The sequence below is a fragment of the Desulfosarcina sp. genome (assembly GCF_055467485.1).
The window spans coordinates 97,112-114,092 of record NZ_JBUOIV010000005.1; the positions used below are offsets into that span (position 1 = coordinate 97,112).

The window sequence follows — 16,981 nt, forward strand, 5'->3', positions numbered from 1 at the left end:
GATCTTATGCGAAGCGGTGATGCAAGCGTTCAAGGTCCATGGCCTGCCTGCAACGATTCATTCGACCAGACCATAAACCATCAGACGGGCAAACACCCTGCAGTCCCAACGAGTTAATCCATGCAGCGCGATAGCTGCGCTGCTATCGATCAGATCAGTCCTTTGTTTCGCAGGGCGTGAACTGCCAAGAACGTACACCATAGCCTGTCCGCCTCGCCCCAGGCACCGTCCGGATGCTGGTGCTGCGTCAAGTGGATGAATGCCCGCTCCAATTGCCGGTCTGCGGTGGGGTGGTCAAGATGGGCCAGCGCATTCAGGGCCTGATAGAACGGAATATCCGGACCCCAATCACCCTGAAGGGTTTGTCGGTCGGCCAACCAGGCCACCAGCAAGCCGGTTGCCGCGTGCGTGGCGTAGTCGGGATGAACAACGAAAGCCCGCAAGATGTTGTGCAACACGGCCGGATCCCGTTGGACGAGGGGTGCAGCGGTTAAGTCAGCGGCGATCCGTTCACAGTGTCCGAGGACGTTCGGATCAGATGCCCGGCCAAAAATTGTCGCCAGAAACAAGGCGGCCGGCAGGATGATAAACTGCCGGCCGGCCGGGGCGAAGGGCAGCCCTCGAAGCCGCCCTTCGGGCACTGCGGTTTCACTGGTTCCTTTTACCCGCTCAGTATTTGACGCGATGGCCAGCAGCGCATCCAGGCTCCTGTCGATGGCCGCATTGGACGTGCGTACCGTCAGGTGCAGGCCAAACAGGCGGTGAATGGTTTCGATCGGCGAGCCGGACCACAGGCCGCCGTCGGATTGTCCCTGGAACAAACCAGACACCGTGGCATTGAAGTCAGCCTTCCAAAGCGGGCTGGATGCTTCCTGCAGCCACTTTTGCCGCGCGTAGAGACCTGGCGGTGTCCGGCTGGAGCGAAATATGGCATAAGGCCAGTGATGCAGTCGTATCTTCTTCATGGCTTATCGCCGCTGTGCAGGGATGTTCTGCCGTTGTCGGGGTTTTTCAGGCATTGATGCCGTCGGCTGCAGCTAATCCCCGTAGCAGATGGCTGTTTGTTGGGTTGGTCCTTCGCCGGGCATCGGTGATGCATCTCATTTGCGTCCATGCGTGTTTAATATTATATTGCCCTATTCACCAAAAACCAAGACGCAATCGGAACCTGCCATGGCACACACGCAAGACCCGGTCATCATCGTCGGCGGCGGCATCGCCGGGCTGGCCTGTGCCCGCCGCCTGAACGGCCGGGGTGTGACGGTGCAGGTGCTGGAGGCCGCCGGCAGGGTGGGCGGCCGCATCAAGACGGACCGCAAGGACGGCTACCTGCTGGATCGGGGCTTTCAGGTGTTGCAGACTGCCTACCCGGAGGCGCGCCGGGTGCTGAATTACCAACGCCTGGACCTGCGACATTTCGCCCCCGGTGCCATGGTCCATATCCGGGGACGCTTTTATTCGGTGGCCGATCCCCTGCGAAGGCCCGGGGCACTGCTCGACACGCTCGTAGCGCCCATCGGCAGCATAACCGACCGTTTGCGGCTGCTGCGCCTGGCCTGTCGGGTCACCCGCGGTCCGCTCGACGCCCTTTTCCGGCAGCCGGAATCGACGGCCATGCAGTTCCTGCTCGCCGAAGGCTTCTCCGACACCATGATCAAACGCTTTTTCGTGCCTTTTTTCGGCGGTGTCTGCCTGGATCCGAAAATACGGGCCTCCAGCCGGGTGTTGCAGTATGTCATGCGCATGTTCGCCCTTGGAGAGGCGGCGCTGCCGGCAGGGGGCATGCAGCAGATCCCGCTTCAGCTGGCCGCCGACCTGCCCATGGCCTGCCTGCGCACCGGCACGCGCGTGGGCCAGGTGCGCAGCGATGGCGTCTCCCTGGATGACGGGACGGTCATGCCGGCCCGGGCGGTGGTCGTGGCCACCGAGGCCCCGGAGACCGAAAATCTGCTTGGTTTGCCACACAGCGGCAGGTCGGTTGCCGAGGCCTGCCTCTATTTCTCGTGCGACCAGGCGGCCTGGCATCCATCCTTTCTCATGCTCAACGGAGAGGGCAGGGGGCCGATCAACAACATCGCCTTTCCCAGCCGGGTCTCTTCCGAATATGCACCCGCAGGAAAATCCCTGGCCTGTGTGGTCGTCCTCGGCAACCCGCATGGCGGTGACGCCGCTTTGGTCGATCGGGTGAGGGCCCAGTTGGTCGACTGGTTCGGCCCGCAAGCCGGCAACTGGGTTCACTTGGAAACCTATCGGATCACCCATGCCCTGCCCGACCAATCACCGCCCACACCAAATCCGACCTGCCTGGTCCCCCGGGTCCGTCCCGGGCTATTCTTTTGCGGTGAACACGGCAGCCTGCCGGGCATTCAGTGGGCGCTGGTCTCCGGGCGGCTGGCGGCTGACGCCGTGCTGGACCATCTGGGCGATCTTCTCATTTGACCCCTGAAGCTGCCGGCTGACAATTGACTTCTCCGTGACAATGATCATCGTAGATGGGTATGCCCGGTCAACCCGATCCGCGCAAAGAATCGCGACCCACCCATTCCATGTGCAAATTCATTTGCCAACGGGTTGCCATACAAATGAGGAGTTCAGTCGCCATGAACGCGCCGCCGGCAGCAATAGCATCACCTGATGCAGGCCCTCTGTCCATTCATGCCCAGGGTTTGACCCGCATCTACACGGTCGGTTCGGTGCAGGTAACCGGTATCGACGGCATCGATCTTGCCGTGGGCCCCGGCCAGTTGGTGGTGCTCAAGGGTGACAGCGGTTCGGGCAAAAGCACGCTACTATCCTTGTTAGCCGGGCTGGATCGGCTCTCCAGCGGACGGCTGACCGTCGCCGGCCGCGACCTGAATCATTGCGGGGAAGCCGAGCTGACCGACTTTCGACGAAAGTCCGTCGGCATGATCTTTCAGGCGTTTAACCTGCTGCCGACCTTGACCGTGCTGGAAAACGTCTGTCTGCCGGCACTCCTGGCCGGCCGCGCCTTCCGTGAAGTTCGATCCAGGGCAGAGGAACTGCTCGACTGGCTCGGCATGGGCGACCGCCTCGACCACCAACCGCGCCAACTCTCCGGCGGAGAAATGCAGCGCTGCGCCATCGCCCGGGCGCTGATCAATGATCCGGCGATTGTCCTGGCCGACGAGCCCACGGGCAACCTGGACTCAGGCAACGCCCGCAAGGTCATGGCCCTGCTTTCCGATCTGAATCGCCAGTTCGACCGGACCGTTGTGATTGCCACCCACAGCGACCTGGCCGATGGATACGCCACCATGGTGCTGAGGCTGCAAGACGGCCGCGTGGCCCCATGAGCGGCGCCATGGAGACGGTTTCGGGCTGCCTGCGCCTGTTTGGCTGGTTTACCCTGCGCCACCTGCGCGGCCACATGGGTCGGACCCTGGCGGTGCTGCTGGGCATTGCCCTGGGTGCGGCGGTCTTCACCAGTGTCCGGCTGGCCGTGCAGGCCACCATGGATTCCTATTCGCGCAGCATGGACCTGATCACCGGCAGCAGTGACCTGACCCTGTTCCGCCCCGGCGGCCGGGTCCCCGATACGCTGGTGGCGGCGCTGATGCAGAATCCGTTTGTCCTCACGGCGTCGCCGGTCCTGTCCGCCTATGTCAGACCGGCAGACCAGGAAACTCCCTTCCTGTTGGTCGGCTTCGATCCCATCCTGGACCGCAATCTGCGCAGGTGGACCGTTCGGTCCCCGGCTGACGGCCAGGCGGCCGACTGGGCCGCGATGATGACCCAGCCCTTTTCCCTGCTGATCGGGGAGAAACTGGGAGAGCAGTTCGGCTGGCGGGAGGGCCAGTCGATCAGGCTGATTCACTCCCGGCAGACCCAGGATTTCAAGGTCCTGGCCCTGCTGGATCCAGACGGGCTGGCCATGGTGGAGGGCGGTCGCATCGCCCTGTGCGATATTGCCACCTTCCAGGAGTTCACCGGCCAGTTCGGCCTGGCGGACCGCATCGATATACGCTTGGCGCCTGACCCTGCAGGGGATGTATCGACCAGCCTGCAAGCGCTGCTGCCCGCCGGCGTCGTCATGCGGTCGCCCTCTGCGCTCAGTGAAAGCGGCCAGGCAATGATCCGGGCCTATCAGCTCAGTCTCACCTTTTTGAGTTTCATATCCCTGTTCGTGGGCATGTTTCTGGTTTACAGCCTGGTGGCGCTGAATGCCGCCGCCCGTCGGCGCGAATTGGCGGTCATGCGGGCCACCGGTGCGTCGGGGCGGCTGCTCTTTTTCCTGTTCGTGGGCGAAGGGGCCTTCATCGGCCTGTGCGGGTGGCTGTTGGCCCTGCCGATCAGCAGCCTGCTGGTCAAAACCCTGCTGGCCGGTGTCAGCCGCACCGTGTCCGTGCTTTTCGTGCGCGTGCAGGTGGATGGGCTGACCCTAGACCCCTGGGAGATTCTGCTCTCCTTTGGCGTCACCCTGGCCGTAGCCGTGCTGGCGGCCCTGCAGCCGGCTCGCGAGGCCATGCGCGTGCTTCCGCGCGAAGCGCTGGACATCGTCCCCACCGCCACTATCCAGCCACGGCTGACCCGTCGCATGGCCCTGGGGGGATTCGGCCTGCTGGCTCTGGTCTATCCGATTGCCCGGCTTCCCAGTCCGCCGTCGGTTTCCCTGCCCGGGTACCTGGCGGCGTTGTTGCTGTTTGTCGGTTTTGCGCTGCTGGCCCCTCTGATGCTGCAGCAAGTCGGCCGGCTGCTGGCCCCTCGGCTGATTCGCCTGGGCGGCCAGCCTGCCTTTTTGGCTGCCGGCTATCTCAAACAAAGCGGTGTTCAAACGGCGATTTCCGTGGGCGCACTGATCACGGCCGTGGCCCTGTTCACCGCCCTGGTGGTCATGATTCACAGCTTCCGCAGCACCGTGGCACTGTGGGTGCAGCAGAGTATCGCCGGTGACATTTACATCCGCCCCAAGCTGGCCGAACTGAATCGCTTTCGCGATCCGTTGCCGCCGCGGGTCGTGGCAGCGGTGCAGACACTGCCGGCCCCCGTGGAACTGGTGCCCATGCGTCGTTTGGAATTGCAGGTCAAGGGACACCAGCACCTATTCGAGGCCATGGATTACGACGCCTATGCCCGTCGCAGCCGATTTATCTGGATGGGCGGCGACATCCAACAAATCGAAGCCGATCTGATCGCTGGCAGGGGTGTCGCGATATCGGAAGTCTTCGCCAACAACACCGGTTTGAAAGCCGGCGACCGTTACCGGGTCCAGATCGGCAGGCATCTGTTCGACGAACCGATCCTGGGCGTTTTTCGCGACTACCGCACCCGGGGCGGTGCGGTGTATTATTCGCTGATCCACTACCAGCAACGCTTCGACGATCCCACCTGGAGCGGTGTGCAGGTTAATTTTACCGAGCGCGGCCCCGGTCTGGCGGGCGCCGTCGACCGGGTGCGCACCTCACTGCTGAACTGCTGCGGGGAGTCGATCGAAATGATGGAGGGCCCCAGTCTGCGCCAGGCCGTCCTGCGCGTATTCGACGAAACGTTTGCCATCACCACGGTCCTGCTGCTGATTGCCTTGGTGGTGGCCGCCCTGGGGATCGCCACCACCCTGGCCGTGCTGGTGCTCCAGCGCCGCCGGCAGCTCAACACCATCCGCGCCGTGGGCGGCAGTGCCGCCCAGCTGCGGCGTATGATTTTCTGGGAAGCGGGCCTGATCGTGATGGTCGGCCAGGCGGCCGGGCTGGCCTGCGGGTTCATCCTGTCGACCTTGTTGATCTTCGTCGTCAATCGCCAGACATTCGGTTGGACCTTCCTCTACCAGGTCGACTGGCAGAGTCTATTGACCGCCGTACCGCTGATTTTCGCTACGGCGCTGCTGGCTGCGCTACCGGCGGTCAATTTGGCCTTGAGCACGTCACCGGCCTTGCTGCTGCGCGGTGGAACACGTTAACAGATTCGGAATCAAGGAAGGTGACAAAATGGGACGATGCAGGTATTTCAGCTGTCTTGTCCGGACCGTTTTTTTGATCGCGTTTACCGCCCTTGCGGCGATCGCGGCGGACGACGGATTTCTGCAGGTCACCGGCCCCTGCCGGCTCTCTTTTCCCGCCGATCACGGCCCCCACACGGATTACCGCACCGAGTGGTGGTATTACACGGGTAATCTGATCGACGACGGCAACCGTCGCTTCGGCTTTCAGCTGACCTTTTTCCGCAGCAGGCTGCAAGCGCCCGGCAATCGCAGAGAGTGGCCGGTGCCGGCCTCGGCCTGGCGCACCGACCAGATCTATCTGGCCCACGCCGCGGTCAGCGATATCAGCGGCGGCCGCCATTTGCAGGCCGAACGGATGGCCCGCCCGGTGCTCTCCCTGGCCGGGGCGGACCAGGTGGGCGGCACGGTAACCATCCACGTCCATGACTGGCAGACCGTCATTGCGCCCGAAGCGCATCGCCTGCAGGCTTTTGCTGATGCGTTTGCCTTAACCCTCGACCTGACACCGGACAAGCCTGTGGTTTTGCACGGCGACAGCGGATACAGCCGCAAAGGTCAGTCGCCCGAGCGCGCCAGCTGCTACTATTCGTTTACCCGCCTGCAGGCCGCGGGCAGCCTGACCGTGGACGGCATCCGCTATGAGGTGCAGGGATCGGCCTGGATGGACCACGAGTTCAGCACGGCCCCCCTTCAGCCGGGCATCACCGGCTGGGATTGGTTCAGCCTGCAGTTGGCGGACCGGACCGAAATCATGATTTTTTTGCTTCGTCAAGCGGACGGGACCTTGAATCCGGCCTCCAGCGGTACATACGTGCTACCCTCGGGGCAGACGCGGCACCTGGCGCAAGCTGATCTGCGCATCGAACCGCTGTCGTTTTGGACCAGTCCCCACAGCGACGCCCGCTACCCGGTCGCGTGGCAGGTGGCCGTGATTCCGCTGGACATGGAACTGGTCGTCAGGGCCAACCTGGACGACCAGGAGATGCACACCCCGAAAAGCACCAATGTGGTTTACTGGGAAGGCAGCGTGCAGGTTAAGGGAACCCGCAACGAAAAGGCGATCGATGGCGTCGGTTATGTGGAGCTGACCGGTTATGCCCGACCGTTCGATGCGCCCATGTAATCAGGGTGGCCGGTCTTAATTAGTCTTTTGAGAGCATCCTGGTAGGTCCGCATCCTGTCAGTTTACGGCAATGAGCGGTTCGGCAAGCTGATCCCTTCCATCCAGTCAGGATCGGTGTCTCACCCAATACAATTAAATCATAAACAAATCAGGTGAGTTACGCTATTTTGAGGTCCAATTTCCAGTCGTCACATAACGGTATCGACCGGTTGGATAGCCCCGCAACAAGCGATTCCTGCCGCCATACATACCCCCACCCGCCGTTGCTCCCCGGTTTGACAATGCCGGTCGTGTGGATAGATTCGCTTATTATCTAACCAAGCTGACAGGAGGCGACATGAAAGCAATAACCTCTGCCATGGCACTGATATTCATTACGGTATCGATGGTCGCTGCGGCCGGCAGTCCGTCCGTCAAACCATCGGTTTCAGAAGATGTCCAGTACTACAACACGGGCGTCGGATTGATGCTTGACAAAAAGTTTTCTGAAGCGGAAAAGCAGTTCCGCAAGGCGATAGACAGCAACGAGCGCTTCGCCGAGGCCCACAACAACCTGGCCTACACCCTGCGCAAGCAGGGTCCCGATCACTATGCGGAAGCCCTTGCGCATTACAACCGGGCGATTGAACTGAAGCCCAACCTGGCTGAGCCCTACATGTACCGTGGTGTACTGCACATCCAGATGGGCAGCCGATCACTCGCCTTGGATGATCACCGTACACTCGTCGGCATGAACGCGACCCTGGCCGCTGAACTGAAATATGTGGTCGAGAACGGCCGCGAAAAAGAACCAGAACAGTTTTTTGGTGTGTCCCGAAAAATGGGATCGTGAGGGTCACGTGTCTGTGTCATGATATGATCGAACCCAAAAACAGTTGTGTTGCTATCTGCATCCTCACGAGAAGAGCGTCGATGGAATGACATGCCGAACAATGCCAAGAAATTGAAATGGTTGGTCACCGGGGCTTCCGGTTTTATCGGCTACGAGGTCTCCCGCCAGCTGTCGCGCGACGGTTATCGACCCCGGCTGATGATCCGTCAGCCGGGCGATGATTGCGAGATCTGTCGGTTCGACGCGGATATAACCCTGGCTGACCTGAGACATCCCGACTGCCTGCGGCGAGCCGTCAAGGGTGTCGACGGCATCATCCATCTCGGGGCACGGGCCACTTTCGAATCATACAGCATCTTGAAGCCATCCATCCTGGATGGATCGATCGCCCTGATGGAGGCCGGTATCGAGGCCGGGGTTCGCCGGTTTGTATACAGTTCTAGCCTGCTGGTCTACAGCGATCAGGCATCCTTCGTCACTGCCGACACCCCGGTCAACCCGGTGCTCGATTATGGCCGCATCAAGGTGGATACGGAAAAGCGCTTGTCGGCGATGGCCGCATCGGCGGGCGTGGCGTTCACAGCCCTGCGGCTGCCGCATGTATACGGCGTTCGAGATCTTTATTTTCGCCAACTGCAGGCCGGTCGTCTGATTCTACCGGGGCTCGGCAACAACATCTACACGCACCTTCACGTCGCCGATGCGGCCGCGGCCATTATCGCCTGTGCGGAACAATCCTTTTCCGGCATCCTGCCCGTTGGCGATCGCCTGCCATCCACATGGGCGACATTCCTTGACATCGCCAGGCAGCACTACCCGAATGCCCGCGTGCTCATGCTTCCCCAATGGCTGGCCCTGCTGGCTACGGCCCTGCTGACGCCCTTTCGACACGTTCGCCCAAACCCGGGCCTGGAGACACCGGGTGCCGTGCGCAGCTACAATTTCAATCTCGCCGTCGATCCCGACTTGCTATGGCAGGATCTTGGGTTGGCACCCCGGTATGGAACCATCCGCGAAGGCATCCCCGCGGCGGTTGCCGCAAGACGAGAGACAGACATCTTGACCAACCGGTTGAGATGAGAAAACGGTTTATCCGTCGTTCATTGCATCTGTTTTAATTTGTCAAGGAAGTCGCTATGGTTTGGAACCCCCTTTTGGACATGACGGATGATACCATTTTTATCGATGAGGTAGGTCACCCGACCCCGGCCGTAACTTTTCCTGATCGATTTCCCTGTGTCGGAAACCAAGGGGAAGTCGATACCCTTTTCAGCAGCGAATTTTAGATTTTCCTCCAAACTGTCCGCACTCACTCCGATAACTTCGGCATCCAATTGCTTGAATTTTTCCAGATCCCGCTGGAAAGCGTTGACCTCATCCGCTCAGACGGGCGTAAAGATGGCAAAATACAGCGCGAGAATGACGTTTTGTTTGCCAGCGAAATCAGCCAAACGAATGGATCCATGGGTGGATTCTGCGCTGAAGGCCGGTGCTGTGTCGCCTACATCTACTCCTAATGATGCGGCGGGCAAGAGAAACAGAACAGCCAGGATGATCATGGTTGCATTGATGCGTACATAGGTTTTCATTTTCCCCTCCTTTTATTTCCTGACAATTGGAACCTATGGGTCTTTACCTCACCATGAACCGGCGGTAAGCTGTCAGCAGTTGAATCGGATGTGGATCTGAATCGTCGACTCAGCAGCATCTTAACAGGATGCGATTTAAAAGTGATCTCTCCAATTCGGCAAAACAGGCTGCGTGGAACGTTGCGTTGCATCCAGCCTATTCAAAGGCGAGGCGCTGGATTGCGAGATAATGCGTTATCTCATTTTTTTCATTGTGGATGGGGGCAATTTTCCATTGCATGATAAACTCTGAGCCATCCTTGCGATAATTGATGGCACGTCCATGGAATACCCTGCCGTGGGAAATATCCATGTTCAATTGATCGATGACCGCCATGTCTGTTTTAGGCCCTTGCAAAATAGATGGAGATTTTCCCATCACCTCATGCGGTCCGTAACCGGTCAGCTCGCAGAAGGCCGGGTTGACGTATATGATCGGATAACCCGGCCCTGCTTCGGAAATGATGATCGAGTTGTAGGACTCTTCCATGGACGCCTCCAGCAGGCGCTTCATGATATAGCGATAGTTTTCATCTTTTTCGAAAATCTCAAAAATATCATTTTCTGGGTTCATGGGCTTACCTCCTAAACCGAAGTGGTTGACTGGCTAGATGGGGTTGCTGAAGGTTAAGTATTGGACCGGGTTGAACCCAATATAAGACGCTTTCCGGAAAATACCAAAAATGGCCCACAGGATTGGGCCAAGGCACCAAAGCGAATATCAAAGGCCAATTCGGACCATGGGCCGCAGGTTCGGTCGGCAGGCGGATAGGTGATGGAAGGGGAGCGGCAGCAACGGATCAATCGAACATGAAGGCCACCGAGGCGGCCCCCAAACCGGCACTGGCGCCGATCACCGGTTAGATGTTGACCTCGGCCACCGGTGGGGTGGCGGTGAGCGCTTTCATTTGCCGCGCATACCAATAATCGGCCGCCGGCCGATTGTTGGCATGCATGACGATGTAGTTCCAGAGGGGCCTGTTCCGGCTGGTGCGGTCGATATGCGCCATGACCTTTTTCATGTTGGCCTTCTGGCTGAAGGTTTTGCCAAATACCATCGAATGTCCATCGGCATCCTTTGACACGATCGGATTGAGGTTGAGCAGATTGGCCAGCAGGCCTTTCAACGGCAAGACCCGCCCCCCCGAACCATGTATTTCAACGACCTCACGCTTACCAGGATGCGCGTGTCGTGAACCCACCGGGCGGCCTGGTCCACAATCGCGTCAAGGGTTGACCCCTTTTTAATCGCCTGGGCGATGCATAGCACAATCAACCCCAGCGCACCCGAGACGTTTTTCGAGTCGATGATCCGGATGGGCTTTCCGCTTGCACGGCTGACTGTTTCTGCGCCCCTGCAACTGCTGAAATAGGTCCCGCTGAACTTGCCGGTCAGATGGACCGCGACTACTGCATCGTAATGCGCCGCGAGAAACGTTTACAGATTCCTGAAGGCCAATTCGTTCACCTGGGCGGTTTTGGGGTAGTCGCCGCCTTCATCGATGCGCCGGTATAACTGTTCGGGCCGTCTCGGCTATCCGGTCAAGCATCTGTTTGTATGGCCGATTCGGCCTAATCCTTTCGACGACCGCACTGAGTGTAAAAGCCATGTTGGCCCCGGTGTCGCCGTCTCTGACGGGGAAAACATTGATCCGGTTCAGCCGCTCCCGGTTGGCAACGACCTTGCGGGTGCCGGCCAGGAACATGTAATACAACCATCGACCATCAATTTCTCTCATCGGGCGATCCACATTTCTACCATCAGGTTGATTAAGATATGTCCATGATCGTAACCGCCACATCCCGCAGGTCATTGCCCCGCCGAACCTGGAGGTTGATGGGCTTGCCAATCTCGAAGGTCTGCAGCACTTGAACGAAATCGGCCATCTTTGCGACCGGTTTTCCCTCCACGGCGACGATGACATCGCCCAGGACTTGCCTCCGGTAATCGATCCCCTCCAACCCGGCGCGCTGGGCTTCCGAATCGGGCACCACGCGGTCGATCACCACCCCGACCACGCCGAGACTGGCGGTGGTTTCTTCATCCAAGACAACGATTCCAATACCCGGTCGGGGGAACTTGCCCCTGGCAATCAGCTGCGGGACCACCTTGTTGACCACGTCTACGGGAACGGCGAACCCGATGCCGGCCGAACTGCCCGAGCCGGATATGATTGCTGTGTTGACACCAATCAACCGTCCGCTCGAGTCGATCAGCGGACCACCGGAGTTGCCCGGGTTGATGGCCGCGTCGGTTTGAATCACGCCGACCACATCCCGGCCGGTGGCGGTGGGCAGTCGCCGATCGAGGGCGCTGATCACGCCGGTGGTCAACGTGCGCGAAAGGCCAAACGGATTGCCGATAGCCAATACACTCTGCCCCACCTGCAGATTGTCGGACCGTCCCACGGGGATCGGCTGGATAATGGACAGGGGGCGTCGCAGCCGGATGACTGCCAGATCGTAATCGGGAGCGCCGCCAACGTAGGTGGCGTCGATGGCTTCACCGCTGTCGAGGCGTACCTGGACCCGCCGCGCGCCTTCGATGACATGGAAATTGGTCACCACATGTCCAGTGTCGTCCCAGAGGAAGCCGGAGCCGGCCCCCTGGCGGACCTCGCGCGTTCCGAAGAATCCGGCCACCGCGTTTTCGGTGAAGATGTACACCACGGACGGTGCCGCCGCGTTGAAAATGGAAATGGTTGTTTTTTCTATCTCCGCCAGACTCCCCCGCGGTGTGATTTCACGGGTATGGCTGTTAATCCGCCGTTTTTCATCGGCAAGGCGATTCCATAACAAAAAACCCGTAACAACGGTCAAAGCAATGATGATGAAGAAGGTGGCGCGGTTGATTCGTTGCATGGCTGGTTGCCCCTATTTCCCGAGTCGTTTAAAGACAACAAACGGCGCATTCTGTACAACCCTGAACGATTGATACCGTTATCGCGCGTTTCCTGTCAACGTCATGCCGCCATTTCCTGTTCCGACGCTTCAGGTGCGCGGCTGGCGTCTGTGTTCTCGGCATGGGTCACGGCCTCGGCCAATTCGACCAGCGCGTCTCCGTCGATGACTTCGTCTTTGAGCAGCCGGCCGGCCGTTTCAACCAGCAGCTTTCGGTTGGCTGCCAGAATCTGCAAGGCCACGTCGTATTGTTCATCGATGATACGCCTGACTTCCTCATCGATGGTTTTGGCGGTTTCATCGCTGTATTGACCACCGGCTTCACCCGCCAGACCAAGGAAGGTCGGCTGCTGCTTGCTGGCAAAATATACCTGTCCCATTCGCTCGCTCATGCCATACTCCTTGACCATGCTGCGTGCGATATCGGTGGCCCGGGAAAGATCGTTCTGGGCACCGGTAGAGATGTCATTGAAGATCAGTGCCTCGGCCGCCCTGCCACCCAAGAGCGTAGCAACGCGGTTGTTCAGTTCGGTCTTGCGCATCAAAAAACGGTCTTCGGTCGGTACCTGCATGGTGTAACCCAGCGCGGCAATACCCCGGGGAATGATCGATATCTTTTGGACCGGATCGGTTCCCGGCAATGCCATGGCCACCAGTGCGTGCCCCAATTCGTGGTAAGCGACGATCTTTTTCTCCTCCGCATTGATCAGCCGGTTTTTCTTTTCCAGCCCGGCCACCACGCGCTCAACGGCCTCTTCCACGTCGGCCATACCAATACAGGCCTTGTCGCGCCTGACCGCCAACAGCGCGGCTTCGTTGACCAGGTTGGCCAGATCTGCACCGACCATGCCCGCGGTCATTGCGGCGATTTTTTCAGGATCGATATCCGTGTCGGTTTCGACTCTGTCCAGGTAGATCTTGAGAATGTCCACCCGTCCGGTTTTGTCCGGGCGATCGACGAGGACCTGGCGATCGAATCGACCGGGTCTCATCAGCGCCGGATCCAAAATCTCGGGGCGATTGGTTGCCGCCATCAAAATGACCCCCACGTTGGCATCGAAGCCGTCCAATTCCACGAGCAACTGGTTCAAGGTCTGCTCGCGCTCATCGTGGCCCCCGGCCATACCAACGCCGCGGGCTTTGCCCAGGGCATCCAACTCGTCGATGAAGATGATACAGGGCGCCTTCTCTTTGGCCTGCTTGAAGAGGTCGCGGACCCTGGCGGCCCCCAGTCCCACAAACATCTCGACAAATTCAGAGCCGCTGAGGCTGAAGAACGGCACTCCGCTTTCTCCGGCAACCGCCTTTGCCAGCAGCGTTTTTCCGGTGCCCGGCGGACCGACCAGCAGCGTGCCGCGCGGGATCTGCCCGCCCAAACGCGTGTATCGCTGAGGTTCTTTAAGAAAATGGATGATCTCCTCCAGCTCCTGCTTGGCTTCGTCTACGCCGGCAGCGTCGTCGAAACGAACCGACACGTCGTCGTCAACGTAGATCTTGGCTTTGTTTTTTCCGATGGTCATAAACCCTGACTGCTGCTGGAAACGACGCATCATGAAGACCCAAAATCCGAAGAAGATCGCAATCGGAATCAGCCAGGACAGGAGGGTTCCCAAAAAATCGCTCTCGATCCGCCCTGAATACTTTACATTGTTGTCTTCCATTAGCTGTGAAATCTCCGGGTCCACCCTGACTGTCCTGAAAAGTGTGTTCGACGCTGTGCCGTCTTCCGAGCCGAGCATCCGACCTTGAATTTCATTTTCAGAAATGGCAATTTCAGACACCTTGCCCGCCTTAACCGCTTTGACGAACTCGCTGTAGGGAATATTTTTCACGGTCAGGGACCCCGCAATCATATTGTGCAGGAAGAGAACCGCCCACATGCCGATGATTGCATACCAAATAGAAAATCGATGTTGTTTTTTCATATCTACCCCCTGTCCCGGATTACCCGGAAGCAGTAAACTGCGATCTTTAAATCTAAAAATTTACTCACTGAAACGGTCGGGCCCGTCATTCGTTTAACAGGCCAGCGGTATCAGATCCGTATCACATTCATCGCCGTCACCGATTTCCGTCTGGGAGCTTCCGAGGTCTGAGACGTTGCCATGGGGTGGGTCGGCGAAGGCCTCCTCTATGGCCTCTTCAATGGTCCCTACGGCCACAAAATTCATTTCGCTGCGGATCTCTTCAGGCAGGTCATCCACGTCGGATACGTTCCGCTTGGGAAGAATCACCGTTTTCAATCCGGCGCGATGGGCAGCCAGCGCCTTCATCTTGATGCCGCCAACCGGAAGCACTCGGCCGCGAAGCGTTATTTCACCAGTTATGCCGACATCGCTGCGCACGGGTTTTCCACTGAAAATACTGGCCAGCGTCATGACCATGGCCACGCCTGCCGATGGACCGTCCTTGGGCAGCGCACCGGCCGGGACGTGCACATGCACATCCGACCGTTCAAAGACAACCGGATCGATGGCCAACTGATCCGTTTTCGTGCGCACATAACTGAGCGCAATTTCGGCACTCTCTTTCATCACACTTCCCAATTGGCCCGTCAGGGACAATCGTCCTTTTCCCGGCATGCGGGATGCCTCGATGTAAAGAATATCACCTCCGACCGAGGTGACCGCCAACCCGATGGCGATACCCGGTACGTCGAAGCTTTCCGACCGCTCGGCCTCGAAACGCTCTTTTTTCAAGTAGTCACGAACCATTTGCTCCGTAACCACCACGTGAGACCACCCCTTTTCGCTCAGCGTCACAATGCCTTTTCGGCAAATGGCAGCAATATGTCTTTCAAGGTTGCGCACGCCGGCCTCGCGGGTATAGCCGTGAATTATTTTTAAGACGGCATCCTCAACGAAGGTAACCTCTTCACCCTCGAGACGATGCGACTTAAGCTGACGGGGAATAAGGTGCCGCCGGGCAATTTGCAGCTTTTCCAGCGCCGTATACCCATCGATCTGGATGATTTCCATGCGGTCTCTCAGCGGACCTGGTATGGTGTCCAGTTGATTTGCCGTAGCGATGAATATGACATCTCTGAGATCGAAGTCCACATCCAGGTAATGATCTCGAAAGGTGCCGTTTTGCGCCGGGTCCAGGACCTCCAGCAGGGCGCTGCTGGGGTCCCCGCGCCAGTCCTGACCGATCTTGTCGATCTCGTCGAGCATGAAAACCGGATTGCGGGTGCCCGCCCGCTTAATGGACTGGATTATTCGTCCAGGCATCGCTCCGATGTAGGTGCGACGGTGGCCGCGTATCTCGGCCTCGTCCCTCACGCCTCCCAGACTCATGCGGGTGAACTTGCGGCCTAATGCGCGTGCCACGCTGCGCCCCAAACTGGTTTTTCCGACGCCCGGAGGGCCGACCAGACACAAAATGACCCCCATGGCGGCATTGTCTTCAACCTCGTCATGCGACACTTCCCGATTCTTTACGAGTCGCCTCACGGCGATGTATTCGACAAGGCGCTCCTTTATCTCCTCCAGGCCATAGTGGTCCTCGTCCAGAATGCGACGCGCGTCGGAAACGGTCCCGCTGTCATCGCTCAATTGTGCCCATGGCAGATCGATCAGCCAGTCAAGATAGGTCCTGATAATCGGATACTCGGCGGATTGGGGAGACATTTGCTGCATGCGCGCCAGTTCGCGGTCCGCTTCTTTTCTTGCTTCATCGGGCATGTCTGAACCCTCGATGCGCTCAGCGTAATCATCCGACTCCGACGCGGGGTCGTCGGATTCGCCCAGTTCCTTTTTGATGGCCTTGAGCTGCTGCCGGAGAAAATAGTCCTTTTGTGTTTTACTCATTTTTTCCTGAACCTCGGACTTGATCTTTTTTCCGATGCTGAGCATCTCTTTTTCGCGTGACAAGTGCGAGAGGAGCACTCTAATTTTCTGGGAAACACTGTCTATCTCGAGCAGCTCTTGACGCACCTCCGTGGTCAGATTCATGTTGAACGTCGTTACGTATGCCAGTTGCAGCGGATCTTTGATGCGCGAAATCGCCTCAGCGGTCTCGGTCGGTGTATTGGGGGTCATTGCCAGCACTTCGAACACCGTGTCACGCAACTGGCGTTGCAGCACCTCCAACTCGATCCCCGTTTCCACAATCTCCGGGGCGTTAAGCACGCTTGCCTTGAGGTGCGGGCCGTCCGTTTGCCATGTGGACACCTTGAACCGGCGAATTCCATTCAACAAGGCAACCATGACACCCTCTTCATTTTTTTTGGCATGCAGGATATTTGCAATGGTTCCCACCTCATAGAGTTGACCCGGTACGGGATGCTCGACTTCCGGGTCCTTGACCGTCAATAGCCCAACCGTCCGATCTGCCTTGATGGCATCGTCAATCATCGACGCTGCGCTGAAGGAGATCATGAACGGCATGCTCATCTGGGGAAACGCCACCATGCTTCGAAGCGGCAAAATGGGAATGAAATCCCGCGTGTCGGTCTTTACCTCAATCACATCGTCTTCATATCGGTCATCAACGCCATTCATGTCAGTTCTCATATTGACACCTCAGTATTTGGTTGTGAA

The 16,981-nt window shown here is 58.6% G+C and carries 13 protein-coding genes and 2 pseudogenes; 6 read left to right on the forward strand and 9 right to left on the reverse strand.

Annotated features, from left to right (window positions below; genetic code table 11):
* Positions 1 to 149: 149 nt before the first annotated feature.
* A complete protein-coding gene (locus tag ACZCED_RS04245; RefSeq protein ID WP_462968285.1) occupies positions 150 to 965 on the reverse strand; it encodes a hypothetical protein in 816 nt (271 codons plus the stop codon).
* A gap of 208 nt (positions 966 to 1,173) precedes the next feature.
* Between ACZCED_RS04245 and ACZCED_RS04250 the strand changes: the two genes are divergently transcribed.
* The 6 genes from ACZCED_RS04250 (at position 1,174) to ACZCED_RS04275 (ending at position 8,991) form a co-directional block, all read left to right on the forward strand.
* Entirely contained in the window at positions 1,174 to 2,439 is a 1,266-nt protein-coding gene (locus ACZCED_RS04250) for an NAD(P)/FAD-dependent oxidoreductase (protein WP_464860267.1), read from the forward strand.
* Positions 2,440 to 2,600: 161 nt separating this feature from the next.
* Entirely contained in the window at positions 2,601 to 3,314 is a 714-nt protein-coding gene (locus ACZCED_RS04255) for an ABC transporter ATP-binding protein (RefSeq protein WP_464860268.1), read from the forward strand.
* Positions 3,315 to 3,322: 8 nt separating this feature from the next.
* Positions 3,323 to 5,914: an ABC transporter permease gene (locus tag ACZCED_RS04260; protein ID WP_464860269.1), complete on the forward strand. Its 2,592-nt coding sequence runs from the start codon at positions 3,323 to 3,325 to the stop codon at positions 5,912 to 5,914.
* A 28-nt stretch (positions 5,915 to 5,942) separates the two neighbouring features.
* Positions 5,943 to 7,079, forward strand: coding sequence for a lipocalin-like domain-containing protein (locus ACZCED_RS04265; RefSeq protein WP_462968281.1), 1,137 nt, complete (start codon positions 5,943 to 5,945; stop codon positions 7,077 to 7,079).
* Between the two features lie 337 nt (positions 7,080 to 7,416).
* On the forward strand, positions 7,417 to 7,911 hold the full coding sequence (locus tag ACZCED_RS04270; protein ID WP_462968280.1) for a tetratricopeptide repeat protein: 495 nt from the start codon (positions 7,417 to 7,419) through the stop codon (positions 7,909 to 7,911).
* A 90-nt stretch (positions 7,912 to 8,001) separates the two neighbouring features.
* The gene (locus ACZCED_RS04275) at positions 8,002 to 8,991 is read left to right on the forward strand and encodes an NAD-dependent epimerase/dehydratase family protein (protein WP_462968279.1); all 990 of its coding nucleotides are present in this window, start codon (positions 8,002 to 8,004) and stop codon (positions 8,989 to 8,991) included.
* Between the two features lie 20 nt (positions 8,992 to 9,011).
* On the opposite strand, the pseudogene ACZCED_RS04280 reads toward ACZCED_RS04275, so the two are convergent.
* The 8 genes and pseudogenes from ACZCED_RS04280 to lon form a co-directional block, all read right to left on the reverse strand.
* Positions 9,012 to 9,278: pseudogene (locus ACZCED_RS04280) on the reverse strand (redoxin domain-containing protein); the annotation flags it as partial.
* Between the two features lie 15 nt (positions 9,279 to 9,293).
* Complete coding sequence (locus ACZCED_RS04285; protein ID WP_462968278.1) at positions 9,294 to 9,500, reverse strand: hypothetical protein; 207 nt, start codon at positions 9,498 to 9,500, stop codon at positions 9,294 to 9,296.
* A 196-nt stretch (positions 9,501 to 9,696) separates the two neighbouring features.
* Positions 9,697 to 10,113 (reverse strand): PAS domain-containing protein, encoded by a 417-nt coding sequence (locus tag ACZCED_RS04290; RefSeq protein WP_462968277.1) that lies wholly within the window; start codon positions 10,111 to 10,113, stop codon positions 9,697 to 9,699.
* Positions 10,114 to 10,399: 286 nt separating this feature from the next.
* Positions 10,400 to 10,935 (reverse strand): annotated as a pseudogene (locus tag ACZCED_RS04295) (DegV family protein).
* A 100-nt stretch (positions 10,936 to 11,035) separates the two neighbouring features.
* Entirely contained in the window at positions 11,036 to 11,278 is a 243-nt protein-coding gene (locus tag ACZCED_RS04300; RefSeq protein ID WP_464860270.1) for a hypothetical protein, read from the reverse strand.
* Positions 11,279 to 11,309: 31 nt separating this feature from the next.
* Entirely contained in the window at positions 11,310 to 12,401 is a 1,092-nt protein-coding gene (locus tag ACZCED_RS04305) for a S1C family serine protease (protein ID WP_462968274.1), read from the reverse strand.
* 101 nt (positions 12,402 to 12,502) lie between these two features.
* Entirely contained in the window at positions 12,503 to 14,365 is a 1,863-nt protein-coding gene (ftsH, locus tag ACZCED_RS04310; protein WP_464860271.1) for an ATP-dependent zinc metalloprotease FtsH, read from the reverse strand.
* Between the two features lie 93 nt (positions 14,366 to 14,458).
* On the reverse strand, positions 14,459 to 16,942 hold the full coding sequence (gene lon / locus ACZCED_RS04315) for an endopeptidase La (protein ID WP_464860272.1): 2,484 nt from the start codon (positions 16,940 to 16,942) through the stop codon (positions 14,459 to 14,461).
* Positions 16,943 to 16,981 lie beyond the last annotated feature (39 nt).